Below are 15,446 nucleotides of genomic sequence, written 5' to 3'. Positions count from 1 at the left end.
CTGGGCTACAACACCTGCCCCAGCCCAAACAATACCGTGAATACTAAGGTGCTCAGCGCCATTTGCTTGAGCAAGGGGTCGAGCCGCATTGACTCCTGGCGCTGCCACACTTGCAGGCCGTTGAAAGCGAACAGTGGCAGGCTGAGCACAAACAGCCACTGCCAGGGCGAGTGGTAGGTGAGCGCTACGTAAAGCACCGCGCAGCCCACGCCCAGCAGCAGCAGCAGCCAGTGATAGCGCCGGGCGTGGCCCGGCCCCAGCCGCACCGGCACCGTAATTTTGCCAGCTAGCTTATCCGACACAATGTCGCGGATGTTGTTGACGTTCAGCACCGCCGTGGCAAAGCACCCTAGCGCGGCCGCCGGCAGCAGCACCGTCAGTGGCAGGGCGTGGGCTAGGGTATGCTCCTGCGAGTAGGCCTGCAAGAAGTAGGTGCCACACACGCCCACGATACCAAAAAACAGAAATACTGATAGGTCGCCCAGCCCGGCGTAGCCATACGGATTGCTGCCCGCCGTGTAGTTCACTGCCGCCCAGATGGCAGCTAGCCCTAGCACGAAAAACGCCAGCAGCACCCACGCGCCGGCTAGCCCCAGCGCCAGCAGCAGCAGCGCAACACCGCTCAGCAGGGCCGCCGCGCCGAAGCCCCACATGGCGCGCTTCATCTCGGCTGGCGTGATGGCGCCGCTCTGCACGGCGCGCTGCGGGCCCTGCCGGTGCACGCTGTCGGCCCCATTTTGCGAGTCGCCGTAGTCGTTGGCGAGATTGCTCAGGATTTGGAGCAAGATGGTGGTGAGGGCGGCCAGCGCCACCACCGGGCCATTAAAATGCCCGGTAGCCTTCGCCAGAAAGCCGCCGGTGAGGATGCTAGCCAGCGCCAGCGGCAGCGTGCGCGGGCGAAACGCGGAAATCCAGGGGGACATAAACAGTGAGCAATTAGCGGTTATCAGAGAACAATCAATAAAAAGAACGTCATGCTGAGCTTCGCGAAGCATCTCACTCGCGCCGCTAGGGTTGCTATCCTAACGATTCAGGCAAGATGCTTCGCGAAGCTCAGCATGACGTTCTTTTTATCCAAAAGACCTGGGTTACTTCGTGATGGCTGCTACCAGCTCGGGGTCGCTGGGCTTCACCTTCGACGGGTAGAAGGCTACCACGTGGCCTTTCTCATCGACCAGGTACTTGCAGAAATTCCAGTTCGGAGCTTCGCCCACGGCGCCATTTTTCGACTTGTCGGCCAAGAACTTATAAAGCGGCTGGGCATCGTCACCCTTTACCGGCGCGGTGTCAAAAAGCGGGAACGTCACGCCGTAGTTCTTCTCGCAAAACGAGGCTACTTCGGCATTCGAGGCTAGCTCCTGGTTGAAGCTGTTGCTCGGGAAGCCCAGCACGGTCACTTTGCCGGCGTATTTCTTCGAGAGCTCCTCCAACTCCTTGTATTGCGGAGTGAAGCCGCACTTCGAGGCGGTATTCACGATGAGGATTTTCTTGCCCTTGTACTTGCTCAGCTTTACTTCCTTCCCGTCGATAGTCTTCACGGTGTAATCGTACACGGTGCCAGGGTTGGCGGCGGTTTCGGTGGGGTGCATGGGCGCGGGGCGATGGGTGGTGAAAGCCAAACCCAGCGACGCGGCAGCGGCCAGGGCCAGAACGGAGAATTTCATGATAAGCAGTAAATTAAAGACGTGAAAGCTGCTGATAACCAACAACCGGGCCGGAGGTTTGGCCGGGTTTAAGGCCGGGTGCCGGGTGCCGGCGCCGGGGGCGTGCCCGTAGCGGGCGCCGGGGCGGGCGTGGCACCGGTATTGAGCAAGTCTACCAGGTTGAGCGGGGCTAGCTCGGCGGTATCGCCGGGCTGCACGGCCCGCACGGTGTCGCGGATGGCCCGCACGATGTACTTATTGGCCGGGCCTTTGAGGCTCACCGAATAATTGAGGTTATCACGCTGGCCGGGCGTTATCAGGCCCTTGTCCTGCATAATGTCGGCGATAAAGCGGAAAAACCAGCGCGTGGTGCCGCGCAGCTCGCCGTATTTATTGAACGACTCGCGGTAGTACTTAGGCTTGGGGATGATGCTAGCCAGGTAGATGCATTCGCCCAGGTTGAGCTCGCTGGGCCGCTTGGCGTAGTAAAAAAGGGCCGCCTCCCGAATGCCATACACGCCGCGCTTGCCGCTGGGCCAGCGGTAGGCGGTAGGCCCCCACTCCACGATGTTAAGGTAAATCTCAAACATGCGCTCCTTGGTGAGCGTGTGCGTATCGGCCACCAGCCAGTTTTCAATGAGCCACACCATCAGCATTTCCTCAGCCTTGCGGCCCACGGTCTTTTCGCGGCTCAGAAATACGTTCTTCACCAGCTGCATGCTCAGGGTGCTGCCGCCGCGCGCAAAGCGCTTTTCCTTGATATCCTGGATGGCCGCGTTCACGAAGGCCTTTTCCATAAAGCCATGATGCCGAAAGAATTGCGGGTCCTCAGTAGTCTGGATGACGGCCGGCATGAAGGGCGATACCTCGGCGAAGGGCGTAAAATCGGGGTTGCTCGGCCCCACCAAAAAGGTGCGCAGCGAGTCTCCCTTGTCGTTGTAGGCCGTGAAGGGAAACTCACGCTCCAGCATACTCAGGTCCTCGGCCCCGAAGTGCGTGATGCTGAAATCCTTGCTTGGCTGCAGCGACGAGGTTAAGTGCAGGCTATCGACCCTGGCCAGGTCCACGTCGGCCCGCAGGTGGTAGGCGAGCGTGCCAGTGCCCGCCGTGCCGGCCACCACGTCGAACATGCCCTCGGGCAGCGAGTTGAAGAAGGCGTTGGTGGCCGTGGGGTCCGAATCTATTTTCAGATTTACCGCTAGCTTGGGCTTGAGGCGCACCGCGATTTCAGGGTGAAAGACGAGCTGATTGAGCACGGCGCGCGTGCCGGGGTCGAGCGACACGGTGCCGCGGCCCAGCGTAGCCACGAAGTCGAGCTGGCCCCGATGCACCACGATGTCTTCCGAAGACAGCCGCTTGTGAAAGAAGCTGAAATTGCGGGCCGCCACCGAGCCGCGCACCGTAAGCTGCCCGCCCGTCTGGTCGTCGGCCTTAAAATCCTTGCCGGTCAGCTGCACCCGAATGGTATCGAACGACACCAGTGCGCCAAACTTGCGCGGCACGTAGGGCACTTGCACCGAGCCATTTACCCCGAATAAGCGCAGGTTCAGCGCATCGTCGCTAGGCTCAATGGTGCCGCTCACGCCCAGCTCATTCACCACCGAGTCGACGCTGGCCGTGAGGCGCCCCTGCACCTGGCCCTCGTCAATGCTGAGGCGCGGCATGGTAAGCTGCACGCGGTGGTGGGGGCTGGCGTAGCTCACCACAAACTGCCGAAAATCGGCCGCGCCCGGCACGTTGCCGAAGGTGGCGTCGAGCACTTGGTTGAGCAACAGGCCATAGTTGCGACCGTGCGCGGTGTCGCGCGCCACCGGGGCCGGCCCTTTTTTCTTCAGCAAAAAAGAAAAATTGTTGCCGCCCCGCGCATCCTTGTGCGCCGTGAGGTGGGCCTGGTCAATCTGCAACTCACTGAACACCGGCCGGCCCGCGAACAGCGAGCGCAAACTCAGGCCCGCTTGCAGCCGGCGGGCAGTAAGCAAAGTATCGCCGGCGGCCGCGCGGCCCGCCGCCGCAGTGGGCACCAGGCTCATCCCGCCGATTTCGACGGTTTTCAGGCCCGTAAAGCGGGCCCGGCCCAGCGTGAGCGTCACCGGGTATTTCGCCTCAACTTTGGCTTTCACCTGCACCAGCGCGTAGTTGAGCAGCTGCTGGCGCTTCCACAAAAAGACCACCAAGGCTAGCAGCAACACCGCCAGCAGGCCGCCCAGGGCGTAAATAATTCGTTTTTTAGCAAGGGCGGATACGCGCATGCCCGCAAAGTTACCCGGTCAGCGGTTTCTGGTTTCGGCTTTTTACTCCGAAGACTGCGGTTTTACGCACATTTTCAATGGCGCCTCCGTTGGCCGCCGGCTAGGCTAGCCCGCTCCACGCTTGCTTAAGCGCTAGTTTTGCGGGTGCAACCCAGCCTGCGTGCTCCTCTTTATGCTAACTGCCCTTTCGCCGCTCGACGGCCGCTACCAACGCCAAACCGCCCCGCTAGGCCCATATTTCTCCGAACTGGCGCTGATGCGCTACCGGGTACGGGTCGAAGTCGAGTACTTTATTGCCTTGTGCCAGCTGCCGCTGCCGCAGTTGGCGGGCGTACCGGCCAGCGTGTTTCCGGCGCTGCGAGGGCTCTACGAGCAGTTTAGCGAAGCTGAGGGACTAGCCATTAAAGCCCACGAAGCCGTGACCAACCACGACGTGAAGGCGGTAGAATATTACCTGCGCGACGAGTTCAAGAAGCTCAACCTGAGCAATTATCTCGAATTCATTCACTTCGGCCTCACCTCGCAGGATGTCAACAACACCGCCATTCCGCTCAGCCTGAAAGATGCCATGACCGACGTGCTGCTGCCGCGCTTCGCGGCCATGCAGCAGCAGCTAGCCAGCCTAGCCGCGGGCTGGGCCACGGTGCCCATGCTGGCCCGTACCCACGGCCAGCCCGCCTCTCCCACCCGCTTGGGCAAGGAATTAGAAGTATTCGTGGCCCGGCTGGTTGGCCAGGTGGCGCTGCTCAACCAGGTGCCCTACGCGGCCAAGTTTGGCGGAGCTACGGGCGGCTTCAATGCCCACTTTGTGGCGTATCCGACCCACGACTGGCACGCCTTTGCCGATGATTTCGTGAACGAGAAGCTGGGGCTAGCCCGCACGTTTCCGACCACCCAGATTGAGCCATATGATAACTTGGCGGCTTTCTGCGACGGCTGGAAGCGCCTGAATACCATTCTTATCGACTTGTGCCGCGACGTGTGGCAATATATTTCGCTCGGGTATTTCAAGCAGACGCTCAAGGCGGGCGAAGTAGGCTCGTCGGCCATGCCGCACAAAGTCAACCCCATTGATTTTGAGAATGCCGAAGGCAACCTAGGCGTGGCCAATGCGCTGCTCGAGCACTTTGCCGCCAAACTGCCCATCTCGCGCCTCCAGCGCGACCTCACCGACTCCACGGTGCTGCGCAACCTGGGCGTACCGCTCGGGCACATCCTCATCGCGCTCGGGGCCATCGGGCGGGGCCTGGGCAAGCTGGCGCTCGACGAAAGCGCCCTGGCCCGCGACCTCGACCAGAACTGGGCCGTGCTGGCCGAGCCTATCCAGACCATCCTGCGGCGCGAAAACTACCCCGACCCCTACAATGCCCTCAAGCAGCTCACGCGCACCGGCGAGGCCATTTCGGCCGCCACGCTAGCCCGCTTTGTGGAAGAACTGGCGGTGCCTGAAAATGTAAAAGCTGAACTGCGCGCCCTCACGCCGAGCGGCTACGTGGGGCGATAAGCCTGGCGGAGCGTGCTATTTTTACTGTTTGTTTGATTCCCTGCTTCTCCGTGGCTCAACTTCTTCACGACATCCCCGTTTGCCCCGATTGCCGTTTCTTTCGCGGTGACCTGCCCTGCCGTCCTAATAAAGAACACGACTACATGTGCGGCGACTGCCCGGTGTATGAGCCGGTTACGAAGCGTATTCTGCTCATTAAGCTCGGGGCCATCGGCGATGTTATCCGCACTACGCCGCTGCTGCGGCGGCTGCGGCAGGAGTATCCGGGCTGCTACATCACCTGGCTTACCCTCACGCCGGCCATCCTGCCGCAGGGGCAGATTGAGGAGATATTGAAGTTCGACTATGCCAGTGCCTTGCAGTTGCAAGCCCGGCAGTTCGACATCGCCATCAATCTCGATAAGGAGAAGGAAGCCTGCGCGCTGCTGCTCAATGTGCAGGCTTCCAGCAAGTTTGGCTACACGTTGCGCCCCTACGACGGCGTGCCGTGGCCCATCAACGAGCTAGCCGACCATAAGTATCTTACCGGTGTCTTCGACCAGCTGAGCCTGGGCAATACCAAGCCCTACGTGCAGGAGATTTTCGAGCTCTGCGGCTTTGACTTCCGGGGCGAGGAGTACGTGTTTGACACGCACGATGACAAAGGCTACGATTGGCGCCAGCTGCCGCCCGCCAGCGCCGGCCCGCGCATCGGCCTCAACACCGGCTGCGGCGACCGCTGGACCACTCGCCTCTGGAGCACTGAGAAGTGGATTGAATTGATAACCAAGCTACAAACTGCCGGCTATGCGCCGGTATTATTGGGCGGCGAGGCCGAGCACCCGCGCAACCTGGAGCTGCAAGCCGCCACCGGCGCCACCTACCTCGGTACGTTTCCCCTCCCCCAATTCATCAACCTGATGAACCAGATGCAAGGCATCGTGACGCAGGTGACGATGGGTATGCACATTAGCATTGCGCTGCGCAAGCCCACGATTTTGATGAATAATATCTTCAACCCACACGAATTTGACCTCTACGGCCGGGGCCAGCTCGTGCAGCCCAATAAGCAGTGCGTATGCTTCTACCGCGGCACCTGCCGGCTAGGCACCAGCTGTATGGAAGACCTGCCGGCCGAAAAAGTGTTTGGGGCAGTAGTAGAGAGCGTGCCGCTAGCCATACCGAGCTAGCATTAGCTGGCCACCAGGTGCACAACGGCAGGCTAGCGCTTGTCTTCTGCCCGCGCCACCTCTTTGAGCGCGGCCACCATCACTTCCCACGAAAACTTTTTGGCTTCCTGACGCACGCCGGCCGCGAAGGCATCCTCGCGGTTGTGCGTGTAAAAATCAACCAGTGCGTCGGCAATGGCCCCGGCTGTGGGCGGCACCACATACCCTACCACGCCGGCCGGAATCAGCTCGGCTAGCCCACCTACGTCGGTCACCAGCATGGGCCGGCCAAAGTGATAGGCCACCTGCGACACGCCGCTCTGAGTGGCATTCTTGTAGGGCTGAATAACAAGGTCGGCGGCGCTGAAGTAGTCGGCCACGCGCTCATTCGGAATGAAATCGGTGGCGCGTACCAACTGGCTTTCGAGGGCGTATTTTTTGATGAGCGCTTCGTAGGGTGCGGCATCTTCGTAAAACTCGCCGGCAATGATGAGCTTCACCGGCAGGGCGGCCACGCGGGCATCGGCCAGGGCTTCGAGCAAGATATCCAGGCCTTTATACGCGCGGATAAACCCGAAAAACAGCACGTAATGAAACTCCGACGCCAAGCCCAGCGCGGCTAGGGCCTCCGTTTTGGGCCGGGCCGGGCCAAAGTTGTCGTAGAGTGGGTGCGGCCGGTAGAGCGCGGGCTTTCGGCCAAAGCCCAGGCGCTGCAAATCGGCCAGCACAGCGCGGCTCATGGTCACGAAGCCATCGCAGGCGCTCAGGAAATAGCGCGTGAGCGGGCCATCGCCGGGGCGCTTCTCGTGCGGAATCACGTTGTCGGTAATAGCCACCACGCGGGTGTGGCCATTGCCGCGCGCCAGCCGCGCCACCGTGCCCAGCGCCGGGCCCATAAATGGCAGCCAAAACCGAAATACCACCAAATCAGGCCGCTCGCGCCGCAGCCGCTGACCCACGGCCAGCCACGACAGTGGATTTACCGAGTTCAGGCTGACTTCAATGTCGAGGTCGGCTGGCCCTGCTTCGGTGCTGAGCTGCGTTTGGCCAGGAAACAGAAAATCAGGGTACTGCAGCGAAAACGTAATGATGCGCACCTCATCGCCCGCCGCGCGGAAAGCCCGCGCCAGGCGCTCATTGTAGGTGGCTAGCCCGCCGCGCAGCGGGTAAGCCGGGCCGATGATGACCACTTTCATCGCAGGGTTTCGCGGACCAGGTAGTCGTTGCGACGCGGGCCGTTGAGCTGCACCATCTCGGCCAGAAACCCGGCCAAAAATAGCTGCACCCCAATTATAACTGCCACCAGCGACAGAAAAAACAGTGGCTGCTCGGTCACGTTGCGCGCCCGCAGGTTGTGCAGCGACAGCCACACCTTCTCGCCCGTGAGCCACAACGTGAGTATCATGCCCAGGAAAAAGGAAAGCGTGCCCAGCGTACCAAAAAAGTGCATCGGCCGCCGCCGAAACCGACTCACGAAGGTGATGCTAGCCAAGTCGAGAAAGCCGTAGATGAAGCGCTCCAGCCCAAACTTGGTTACACCGTACTTGCGCTCCTGGTGCTGCACTATTTTTTCACCTATCTTCCTGAAGCCCGCCCACTTAGCAATGACCGGGATGTAGCGGTGCATCTCGCCGTAGACCTCGATGCTCTTTACCACGCGCTGGTCATAGGCCTTGAGGCCACAGTTAAAATCGTGCAGCTGAATGCCTGAAATTGCCCGCGTAGCCCCGTTAAACAGCTTGGTCGGAATGGTTTTAGAGAGCGGGTCATAACGCTTTTGCTTCCAGCCGCTTATCAGGTCGTAATCATCCTCGGTTATCATGCGGTAGAGCTCGGGTAACTCTTCGGGCGAGTCTTGCAGGTCGGCATCCATGGTGCACACCACCCGGCCGCGCGCCGCGCTGAAGCCCACGTTCAGCGCCGCCGACTTGCCGTAGTTGCGATTGAAGCGAATACCACGCAAGGCCATGTCTTGGCCCGCCAGCGCCTCAATTACTACCCACGAATCGTCGGTCGAGCCGTCGTCAATCAGAATAACCTCGTAGGAAAGGCCCCGCGCCGTGAGCACGCGCTGAATCCAGCGCGTGAGCTCGGGCAAGGATTCGGCTTCATTGAGCAGGGGAATAACGATGGAAAGCTCCACCGGAAAGCTGGCAGCTAGCTTATTCAAACTCGGGTTTGGGATTTTTAACAAAGGCGGCCGCTATTAAGCTGATAATCAATCCTAAGACAAGAGTACCTACTACGGCAAAAATCAACATAAAAGGCCCAGTCGTGAACTTGGCTGACATTGCCATCGCCTGGTCTATTTGCGCATCCGACATGGTGCCTTTGGCTTCCATATCGGCCCGCGCCTTGTCCATCACGCGTGTCATCATTTCGGGGTCTACAAACGTGGTGTAGACATACGTGAATGCCGCACTCAACAACCCTACTACACCAGCTACTGTCATGCCGACACCTAGGCCCTGACCGTAATTCATAAATCCGGCATTTTGCTCTTTAAAGCTGCGCATCGCCAGAATAATGCCCACCACCAGCACCGCCATTGTCAAAAAGCGCACGGCCGCGTTTTGCTCCAGATGCAAGGCGTAGATACCAAACGAAACGATGACGCTCACTAGGCCGGTGAGCAGGCCATACCGCCCACCCACGGCGGCAGTAGAAACAGAAGGCGTAGCAGTTTGCATGATACAATAGGAAAAGAGGTGAAAGAAGCTACTTGCGCAAAAATATACCACTCGGCACCGCCAGCAGCAGGCCCAGCAAAATAGTCCACGTAAATGTACCCCTAGCCAAGTCATTCACTGACAAGGCACCTGCTTGCGCCAACTCCTGTTTTTCAAAAGCGGCGTTGCGCTTTTCCTTGGGTCGCAGCCGCTGCTGCACCTTAGTTATTTCAATCAGCTCGCTGCGGTTACGGGCCAGTTCTTGCTCGCCCACGGTGTGGGCCAACGCCCACACGCTGGCGGCGGCCATGCTGGCGGCCAGCAGTACGGTCAGGCCGCCCACGGCCAGGGTCCGGCCCACGCCAGGCCGGGCCGGCGCTAGCTTATAGCGCAAAAACCACTGGCTGCCCGCCGCCACGAAGGGCACCACCAGCAGGCCCATTATCTGCTTGGGACTGAATGGATTATTACCCGACCACTGCAAAAAAAGCAGCCAGGCGGCACACACTAGCCCGGCTCCCACGCCAAAGCGCAGCCCCAACTGCCCCACTAGCCCTGGGGCAGCTGCCCCCCTGACACTGGCACTACCTTTTAAATCTTCTGGCTGCATAACCTACAAATCGGCCCGCAAGATACGGCTCGTTGGGGCGCCCCCTTGCTGGCTAGGCTGCGGCCAGACTCGCGCCGGTGCGCGACCGGCCAAAGCGTAGCAACAGTGCTTCGGCCAACAGGCAAGCCAAGGCTAGCAGCAGGCAATAGCGCCAAAGCGGCTGGCCGGTTTGCTCGGCGCGGTAGCGCGCTACCGTTTCGGGCTGCGCGCCGCCCTCCAGCACCCGTACATTGGGGTGGTTGGAGCCAAGCAGCTGCCGCAACTCCGCCGCGGAGTAAGCCGCCAGTTCCGATTCACGCTTATCCGCGTTAAAGGCTAGCGTTGTCAGCACCTTGCCTTGTTTGGTTAAGTTGTAAAAGCCTGGGGTTGTCAGGCCAGTCGGCACATCTAAGTGCAGTTGCCCCCCGAGCAGGCGCTGCGCCGGAATATAGGTTAGGCTGTCGCGCACCAGGCGGTAGCTAGCCTCATCGGCAGTGCGGCTGGCAGCCAGCGGCACCGGTAAGGTCAAGGCGGGCGTGCTGAGCCGATAAGCTAGCGGCTGGTCGCTGTGGTAACTAAGCATTGCCAACCGGTAAAGCACCGGTACAAAGAGCGAATGCATTGTGAAGTCGGAATACTCTTTTGCAAAGGGCGCCGCAAATACATACGCGTGCCCGGCCCCGCTGCTGAACTCGGTGAGGAAGCCATCGCCGTCGCGCAGCCGCAGAATATCGGTGCCTCCGCGACCTAGCCGCACTACGGCAGTTACAGTTGGCATCACTACTTGCCGTGGCTGCGCCCCTAGCACGTCTTTAAAGAATGGATTGCTTGCGCTAGGCATAGCTACCTCCTGCCGCGCCGCGCCGCTGGCACTCGGCGTTTCCCACTGCTCTCCCCCAATTCCCAACGCCCGGAATATTTCGTGGTAAGAAGTTCGAGCGGACGGGCTAGCCGGTGGCACTACCACTACGCATTTACCCCGCCGCACCACGGCCGCCAGCGCCTCGCGCAACCCAGTATCTACTTGGGGCACTTCGCGCAGCAACACCAAGTCAGCCCGCCGCATCTCGTCGTAATTCACCGATTGAGGCTTAGCGAACGAGTACGTAAATAATGGCTCACCCGCATATGCCTGTTGCGCAACAGGCTCGGGCCCTATTTCCAGCACCCGAATGGCGGCGGCCGGCTGCAAGGTGAAATAGTAAGTATTATCAAAAATCACGGGAGCATCACCAGTCAATACTTGCCCTAGCGCCAGGTTGGCATTCGGCAGTTGTACCTGAGTTGTTACCTCGCTAGCTTGGCCAGCACCCACTGTCACTTGAAAAGTAGCCACTTGCTGCGTTCCCAGCAATATTTTCACCGGGCAAGCAGCTACCGCTTCGCTACCGCCATTGCGTAACCTAATGTGCAACCCAACATTAGTATGCGCGCGCACAAAGGCATCATTCAGCCACACACTATCTACATAAATATTACCGGCCGGTCGTGCCACTTGCGGGACCAATACCACCTCTCCGCCCCGCCGAATGTGCTGCCACAGTTGTGGATTTGCCTCATTTTTCTGAAAGTCACTAAATAAATAGAGCGGTCCTTGCTGCTCATCCTGCAAAGCGTCGCGCACGGTCGTCGCCCCCCAACCCACCTGTCTCCCCGCCGCGACCTGGCTAGCCACCGCATCCCTATATGCTGCCTCACTTAAACTATTGCCCCGCTGCCCCAGAAGCTTGAAATGAGCGCTGGATACGTAATTTTTACCCAAGGTAATGGCACCAGCCGCTGCTTCCTGCGCCACATGCGACTGCACCATTCCAGCGGCTTGCATACTACCTGAATTATCAACCAGCACGTTAACTGTTTCTCCAACAGTCTTAACCGCATTATCAGCTACCGGAATAAAAGGCTGACAGAACAGCAAAACCAAGGCCACTACTGCTAATACCCGCGTTAATAACACCAGTAACTCCTGCAACCGGCGTCGACGCATGGTGGTCAGCTCAACCTCTCTAATAAAGCCAGTATTAGTAAAAAATATTCGTTGCGGCCGCCTCAGTTGCAACAGATGAATAGTGATAGGAATACATATGGCCAATAATCCCCACAAAAAACCTGGATATACGAACTGCATTCGCTTGTAATCTTACCTGACTGTATACGCTAGGCTAGAACTACAAAACTACCCGTTTTATTCACCTTGATGCTGAATTAAATTCTAACGTGATTTTTCGCAATAATTGCACAGCCGACGTAATCATGGATTAAGAATGCTCATTGCAGAAATTCTGCAGTAGAGATAAACGCAAGAGTCCTCCTGCTAGCGCTGGTGAAAGCGAAGCAGGAGGACTCTTGTTGCAAAAAAGTTGGCGGCGACCGACTCTCCCACCGGTGAGGGCAGTACCATAGGCGCACCGGGGCTTAACGACTCTGTTCGGAATGGGAAGAGGTGAACACCCGGGCTAAAGCCACCATTGCTGGCGTTACTGGTCGTGTTCAGGGACCAATAGCAAAACCGTTGACATAAGGGAAAAGAAAAAGAAGTAGAAAGCTAGTGGGCCAAGCGTAAGTCCTCGGTTCCTTAGTACGGCTCAGCTATGCTGTTTCCAGCTTTACACCTGCCGCCTATTTACGTGGTCGTCTACCACGAACCTTTCATTGGGATGACTCATCTGGAGGTGAGTTTCGCACTTAGATGCTTTCAGCGCTTATCTGCTCCCAGCGTAGCTACCCGGCGCTGCCCCTGGCGGGACAACCGGCGCACCAGCGGCTGGTCCAACTCGGTCCTCTCGTACTAAAGTCAGGTCCTCTCAATCATCCAACGCCCACCACAGATAGGGACCGAACTGTCTCACGACGTTCTGAACCCAGCTCGCGTGCCACTTTAATCGGCGAACAGCCGAACCCTTGGGACCTTCTCCAGCCCCAGGACGTGACGAGCCGACATCGAGGTGCCAAACCTCCCCGTCGATATGAGCTCTTGGGGAGATCAGCCTGTTATCCCCGGCGTACCTTTTATCCTTTGAGCGATGGCCCTTCCATGCGGAACCACCGGATCACTATATCCGTCTTTCGACCCTGCTCGACTAGTCAGTCTCACAGTCAAGCCCACTTCTACTATTGCGCTCTACATCCGGTTACCAAGCGGATTGAGTGGACCTTTGAAAGCCTCCGATACGCTTTTGGAGGCGACCACCCCAGTCAAACTACCCAGCAGCCACTGTTCTCTTGCAAAGCAAGAGTTAGGCAACAGGCACAGTAAGGGCGGTATTTCAACGTTGGCTCCACGAGAGCTAGCGCCCCCGCTTCGACGCCTCCCGCCTATGCTACACATACTGAACCCATCACCAATGGCAACCTATAGTAAAGGTGCACGGGGTCTTTCCGTCCCGTGGCGGGTACTCGGCATCTTCACCGAGACTACAATTTCACCGAGCTCACGGCTGAGACAGCACCCAAATCGTTACACCATTCGTGCAGGTCGGAACTTACCCGACAAGGAATTTCGCTACCTTAGGACCGTTATAGTTACGGCCGCCGTTTACTGGGGCTTCGATTCAAGCCTTCGCCTTGCGACTAAGCTCCCCTCTTAACCTTCCAGCACCGGGCAGGTGTCAGGCCTTATACGTCCGCTTACGCGTTAGCAAAGCCATGTGTTTTTGTTAAACAGTCGCTTGGGTCTTTTCACTGCGGCTTCTCTATCGCTAGAGGAAGCGTCCCTTCTCCCGAAGTTACAGGACCATTTTGCCGAGTTCCTTGGCCGTGATTCACTCGAGCGCCTCAGGATGCTCTCCTTGACTACCTGTGTCGGTTTGCGGTACGGGCCGAGCTAGGATACAACGTTTAGCAGCTTTTCTTGGCAGTCCTTAGGTACACTATCCACGTGGCCCGAAGGCCGTGTGGTACTATCACCTTTCCCCTAAGTCGGCGTACTTAACTACCATCTCAATAGGTACGGGCTTTAACGAGCACTTCCGTCCGCTCGCGGTACTTTCATTCCTGCGTCCCTGCATCACTTCCTAGTCCGGGGGCCAGAATATCAACTGGCTTGCCATCGGGTACACCTGTCGGCTCTCCCTTAGGTCCCGCCTAACCCAATTCCGATTAGCGTTGAATTGGAAACCTTAGTCTATCGGCGAATAGGTTTCGCACCTATTTTATCGTTACTCATGCCTACATGTGCTTTTCTGGACGCTCCACCATGCCTGACAGCACGGCTTCGCCGCAACCAGAATGCTCCCCTACCACTTACACAAAGTGTAAATCCCGCGCTTCGGTGCCTAGCTTGATGCCCGCGTATTATCGATGCCCGGTCGCTCGACCAGTGAGCTGTTACGCACTCTTTAAAGGAATGGCTGCTTCCAAGCCAACCTCCTGGCTGTCAAAGCAACTGGACCTCCTTTGTTCAACTTAGCTAGAACTTAGGGACCTTAGCGGCGGGTCTGGGTTCTTTCCCTCTCGGCCGGGGACCTTAGCACCCCAGGCCTCACTGCCGTGTATGAATTTGCTGGCATTCGGAGTTCATCAGGATTCGGTAGGCTCTGACACCCCCTAGTCCTATTGGTAGCTCTACCTCCAGCAAACCTAACCACGACGCTGTACCTCAATACATTTCGGGGAGTACGAGCTATTTCCTAGTTTGATTGGCCTTTCACCCCTACCCTCAAGTCATCCAAATCCTTTTCAACGGAAACTGGTTCGGACCTCCACAGCGTGTTACCGCTCCTTCATCCTGCTCAAGGGTAGCTCACTAGGTTTCGCGTCTACCCCCACTGACTACGCGCCCTATTCAGACTCGCTTTCGCTGCGGCTGCGTGTATCTATACACTTAACCTTGCCAGTGAGGAGTAACTCGTAGGCTCATTATGCAAAAGGCACGCTATCAGGGTATTGACACCCCTCTAACTGCTTGTAAGCACACGGTTTCAGGTTCTTTTCACTCCGCTATCCGCGGTTCTTTTCACCTTTCCCTCACGGTACTGGTTCACTATCGGTGTCTCAGGAGTATGTAGCCTTAGCGGATGGTGCCGCTCGCTTCAGACGGGGTTTCTCCGGCCCCGCCCTACTCAGGGTATCGCTACCGTGAATCAGAAATGTCACTTACCGGGCTCTCACCGTCTCTGGCGTGTTTTCCCACACACTTCAGTTATCTCGATTCAATCAGATGTTGCGACCCTACAACCCCACAGCGGCCGTAACCGCCGTGGTTTGGGCTCCTCCCCGTTCGCTCGCCACTACTTGGGGAATCATGGTTATTTTCTTTTCCTGCCGGTACTGAGATGTTTCAGTTCCCGGCGTTTGCCCCAGTCCAATACAGGAGTGGTCATCGGTCTTCAACCGATGGGGTTGCCCCATTCGGAAATCTCGGGATATAACGGGTATGTGCCCCTCCCCCGAGCTTATCGCAGCTTATCGCGTCCTTCCTCGCCTCTGAGACCCTAGGCATCCCCCGTGTGCTCTTGCTTACTTCTCGCTTGCGATTCTCTACACTCGAAGTGTAGGAGAACTGTGCATCCGTCTGTGACGGACACACCCGCTTTGTACTTCTCTTTCTTGTTTTCCCTTACGTCAAAGAACGTTTACTACCCAATCGGTAGCAATTGTGGAATAGCTGAATTACTTCAGGCTAAACCAAACTCTTACTTAGTAT

Annotated in this window: 10 protein-coding genes and 2 rRNA genes; 2 read left to right on the top strand and 10 right to left on the bottom strand. The window is 58.1% G+C overall.

The window, feature by feature from the left end; all coding sequences use genetic code 11:
* Positions 1–5: 5 nt before the first annotated feature.
* The 3 genes from GKZ68_RS01740 to GKZ68_RS01730 form a co-directional block, all read right to left on the bottom strand.
* The gene (locus GKZ68_RS01740; RefSeq protein ID WP_173110142.1) at positions 6–923 is read right to left on the bottom strand and encodes a 1,4-dihydroxy-2-naphthoate polyprenyltransferase; all 918 of its coding nucleotides are present in this window, start codon (positions 921–923) and stop codon (positions 6–8) included.
* 165 nt (positions 924–1,088) lie between these two features.
* On the bottom strand, positions 1,089–1,664 hold the full coding sequence (locus GKZ68_RS01735) for a glutathione peroxidase (protein WP_173110140.1): 576 nt from the start codon (positions 1,662–1,664) through the stop codon (positions 1,089–1,091).
* Positions 1,665–1,732: 68 nt separating this feature from the next.
* Complete coding sequence (locus GKZ68_RS01730; RefSeq protein WP_173110138.1) at positions 1,733–3,892, bottom strand: biosynthetic peptidoglycan transglycosylase; 2,160 nt, start codon at positions 3,890–3,892, stop codon at positions 1,733–1,735.
* Positions 3,893–4,064: 172 nt separating this feature from the next.
* Between GKZ68_RS01730 and purB the strand changes: the two genes are divergently transcribed.
* Entirely contained in the window at positions 4,065–5,396 is a 1,332-nt protein-coding gene (gene purB, locus GKZ68_RS01725) for an adenylosuccinate lyase (protein ID WP_173110136.1), read from the top strand.
* Between the two features lie 50 nt (positions 5,397–5,446).
* Complete coding sequence (locus tag GKZ68_RS01720; RefSeq protein WP_173110134.1) at positions 5,447–6,565, top strand: glycosyltransferase family 9 protein; 1,119 nt, start codon at positions 5,447–5,449, stop codon at positions 6,563–6,565.
* A 32-nt stretch (positions 6,566–6,597) separates the two neighbouring features.
* Here the strand turns inward: GKZ68_RS01720 and GKZ68_RS01715 are convergent, their stop codons facing one another.
* The 7 genes from GKZ68_RS01715 to GKZ68_RS01685 form a co-directional block, all read right to left on the bottom strand.
* Positions 6,598–7,740 carry a glycosyltransferase gene (locus tag GKZ68_RS01715; protein ID WP_173110132.1) on the bottom strand — a complete coding sequence of 381 codons (1,143 nt, stop codon included), beginning with the start codon at positions 7,738–7,740 and terminating at the stop codon, positions 6,598–6,600.
* Positions 7,737–8,714: a glycosyltransferase family 2 protein gene (locus tag GKZ68_RS01710; protein ID WP_217275294.1), complete on the bottom strand. Its 978-nt coding sequence runs from the start codon at positions 8,712–8,714 to the stop codon at positions 7,737–7,739. Before GKZ68_RS01710 ends, GKZ68_RS01715 begins: the two co-directional genes overlap by 4 nt.
* Positions 8,707–9,234 (bottom strand): DUF4199 domain-containing protein, encoded by a 528-nt coding sequence (locus GKZ68_RS01705; protein WP_173110130.1) that lies wholly within the window; start codon positions 9,232–9,234, stop codon positions 8,707–8,709. Before GKZ68_RS01705 ends, GKZ68_RS01710 begins: the two co-directional genes overlap by 8 nt.
* A 28-nt stretch (positions 9,235–9,262) precedes the next feature.
* The gene (locus GKZ68_RS01700; RefSeq protein ID WP_173110128.1) at positions 9,263–9,823 is read right to left on the bottom strand and encodes a DUF4199 domain-containing protein; all 561 of its coding nucleotides are present in this window, start codon (positions 9,821–9,823) and stop codon (positions 9,263–9,265) included.
* A 52-nt stretch (positions 9,824–9,875) separates the two neighbouring features.
* The gene (locus GKZ68_RS01695; RefSeq protein ID WP_173110127.1) at positions 9,876–11,930 is read right to left on the bottom strand and encodes a BatA domain-containing protein; all 2,055 of its coding nucleotides are present in this window, start codon (positions 11,928–11,930) and stop codon (positions 9,876–9,878) included.
* A gap of 230 nt (positions 11,931–12,160) precedes the next feature.
* Positions 12,161–12,272 (bottom strand): 5S ribosomal RNA (gene rrf, locus GKZ68_RS01690).
* An 85-nt stretch (positions 12,273–12,357) separates the two neighbouring features.
* A 23S ribosomal RNA gene (locus GKZ68_RS01685) occupies positions 12,358–15,270 on the bottom strand.
* Between the last annotated feature and the right edge of the window lie 176 nt (positions 15,271–15,446).

Source organism: Hymenobacter sp. BRD128 (assembly GCF_013256625.1).
In the GTDB taxonomy this organism is placed as follows: Bacteria; Bacteroidota; Bacteroidia; order Cytophagales; family Hymenobacteraceae; genus Hymenobacter.
This window is presented reverse-complemented; position numbering and strand designations above follow the sequence as displayed.

What these genes read in the sequence shown, in the direction of transcription:
- GKZ68_RS01735 (WP_173110140.1), bottom strand. Translation starts at nt 1,664, where the DNA reads ATGAAATTCTCCGTTCTGGCCCTGGCCGCTGCCGCGTCGCTGGGTTTG.
- GKZ68_RS01740 (WP_173110142.1), bottom strand. Translation starts at nt 923, where the DNA reads ATGTCCCCCTGGATTTCCGCGTTTCGCCCGCGCACGCTGCCGCTGGCG.
- GKZ68_RS01700 (WP_173110128.1), bottom strand. Translation starts at nt 9,823, where the DNA reads ATGCAGCCAGAAGATTTAAAAGGTAGTGCCAGTGTCAGGGGGGCAGCT.
- GKZ68_RS01715 (WP_173110132.1), bottom strand. Translation starts at nt 7,740, where the DNA reads ATGAAAGTGGTCATCATCGGCCCGGCTTACCCGCTGCGCGGCGGGCTA.
- purB (WP_173110136.1), top strand. Translation starts at nt 4,065, where the DNA reads ATGCTAACTGCCCTTTCGCCGCTCGACGGCCGCTACCAACGCCAAACC.
- GKZ68_RS01705 (WP_173110130.1), bottom strand. Translation starts at nt 9,234, where the DNA reads ATGCAAACTGCTACGCCTTCTGTTTCTACTGCCGCCGTGGGTGGGCGG.
- GKZ68_RS01730 (WP_173110138.1), bottom strand. Translation starts at nt 3,892, where the DNA reads ATGCGCGTATCCGCCCTTGCTAAAAAACGAATTATTTACGCCCTGGGC.
- GKZ68_RS01695 (WP_173110127.1), bottom strand. Translation starts at nt 11,930, where the DNA reads ATGCAGTTCGTATATCCAGGTTTTTTGTGGGGATTATTGGCCATATGT.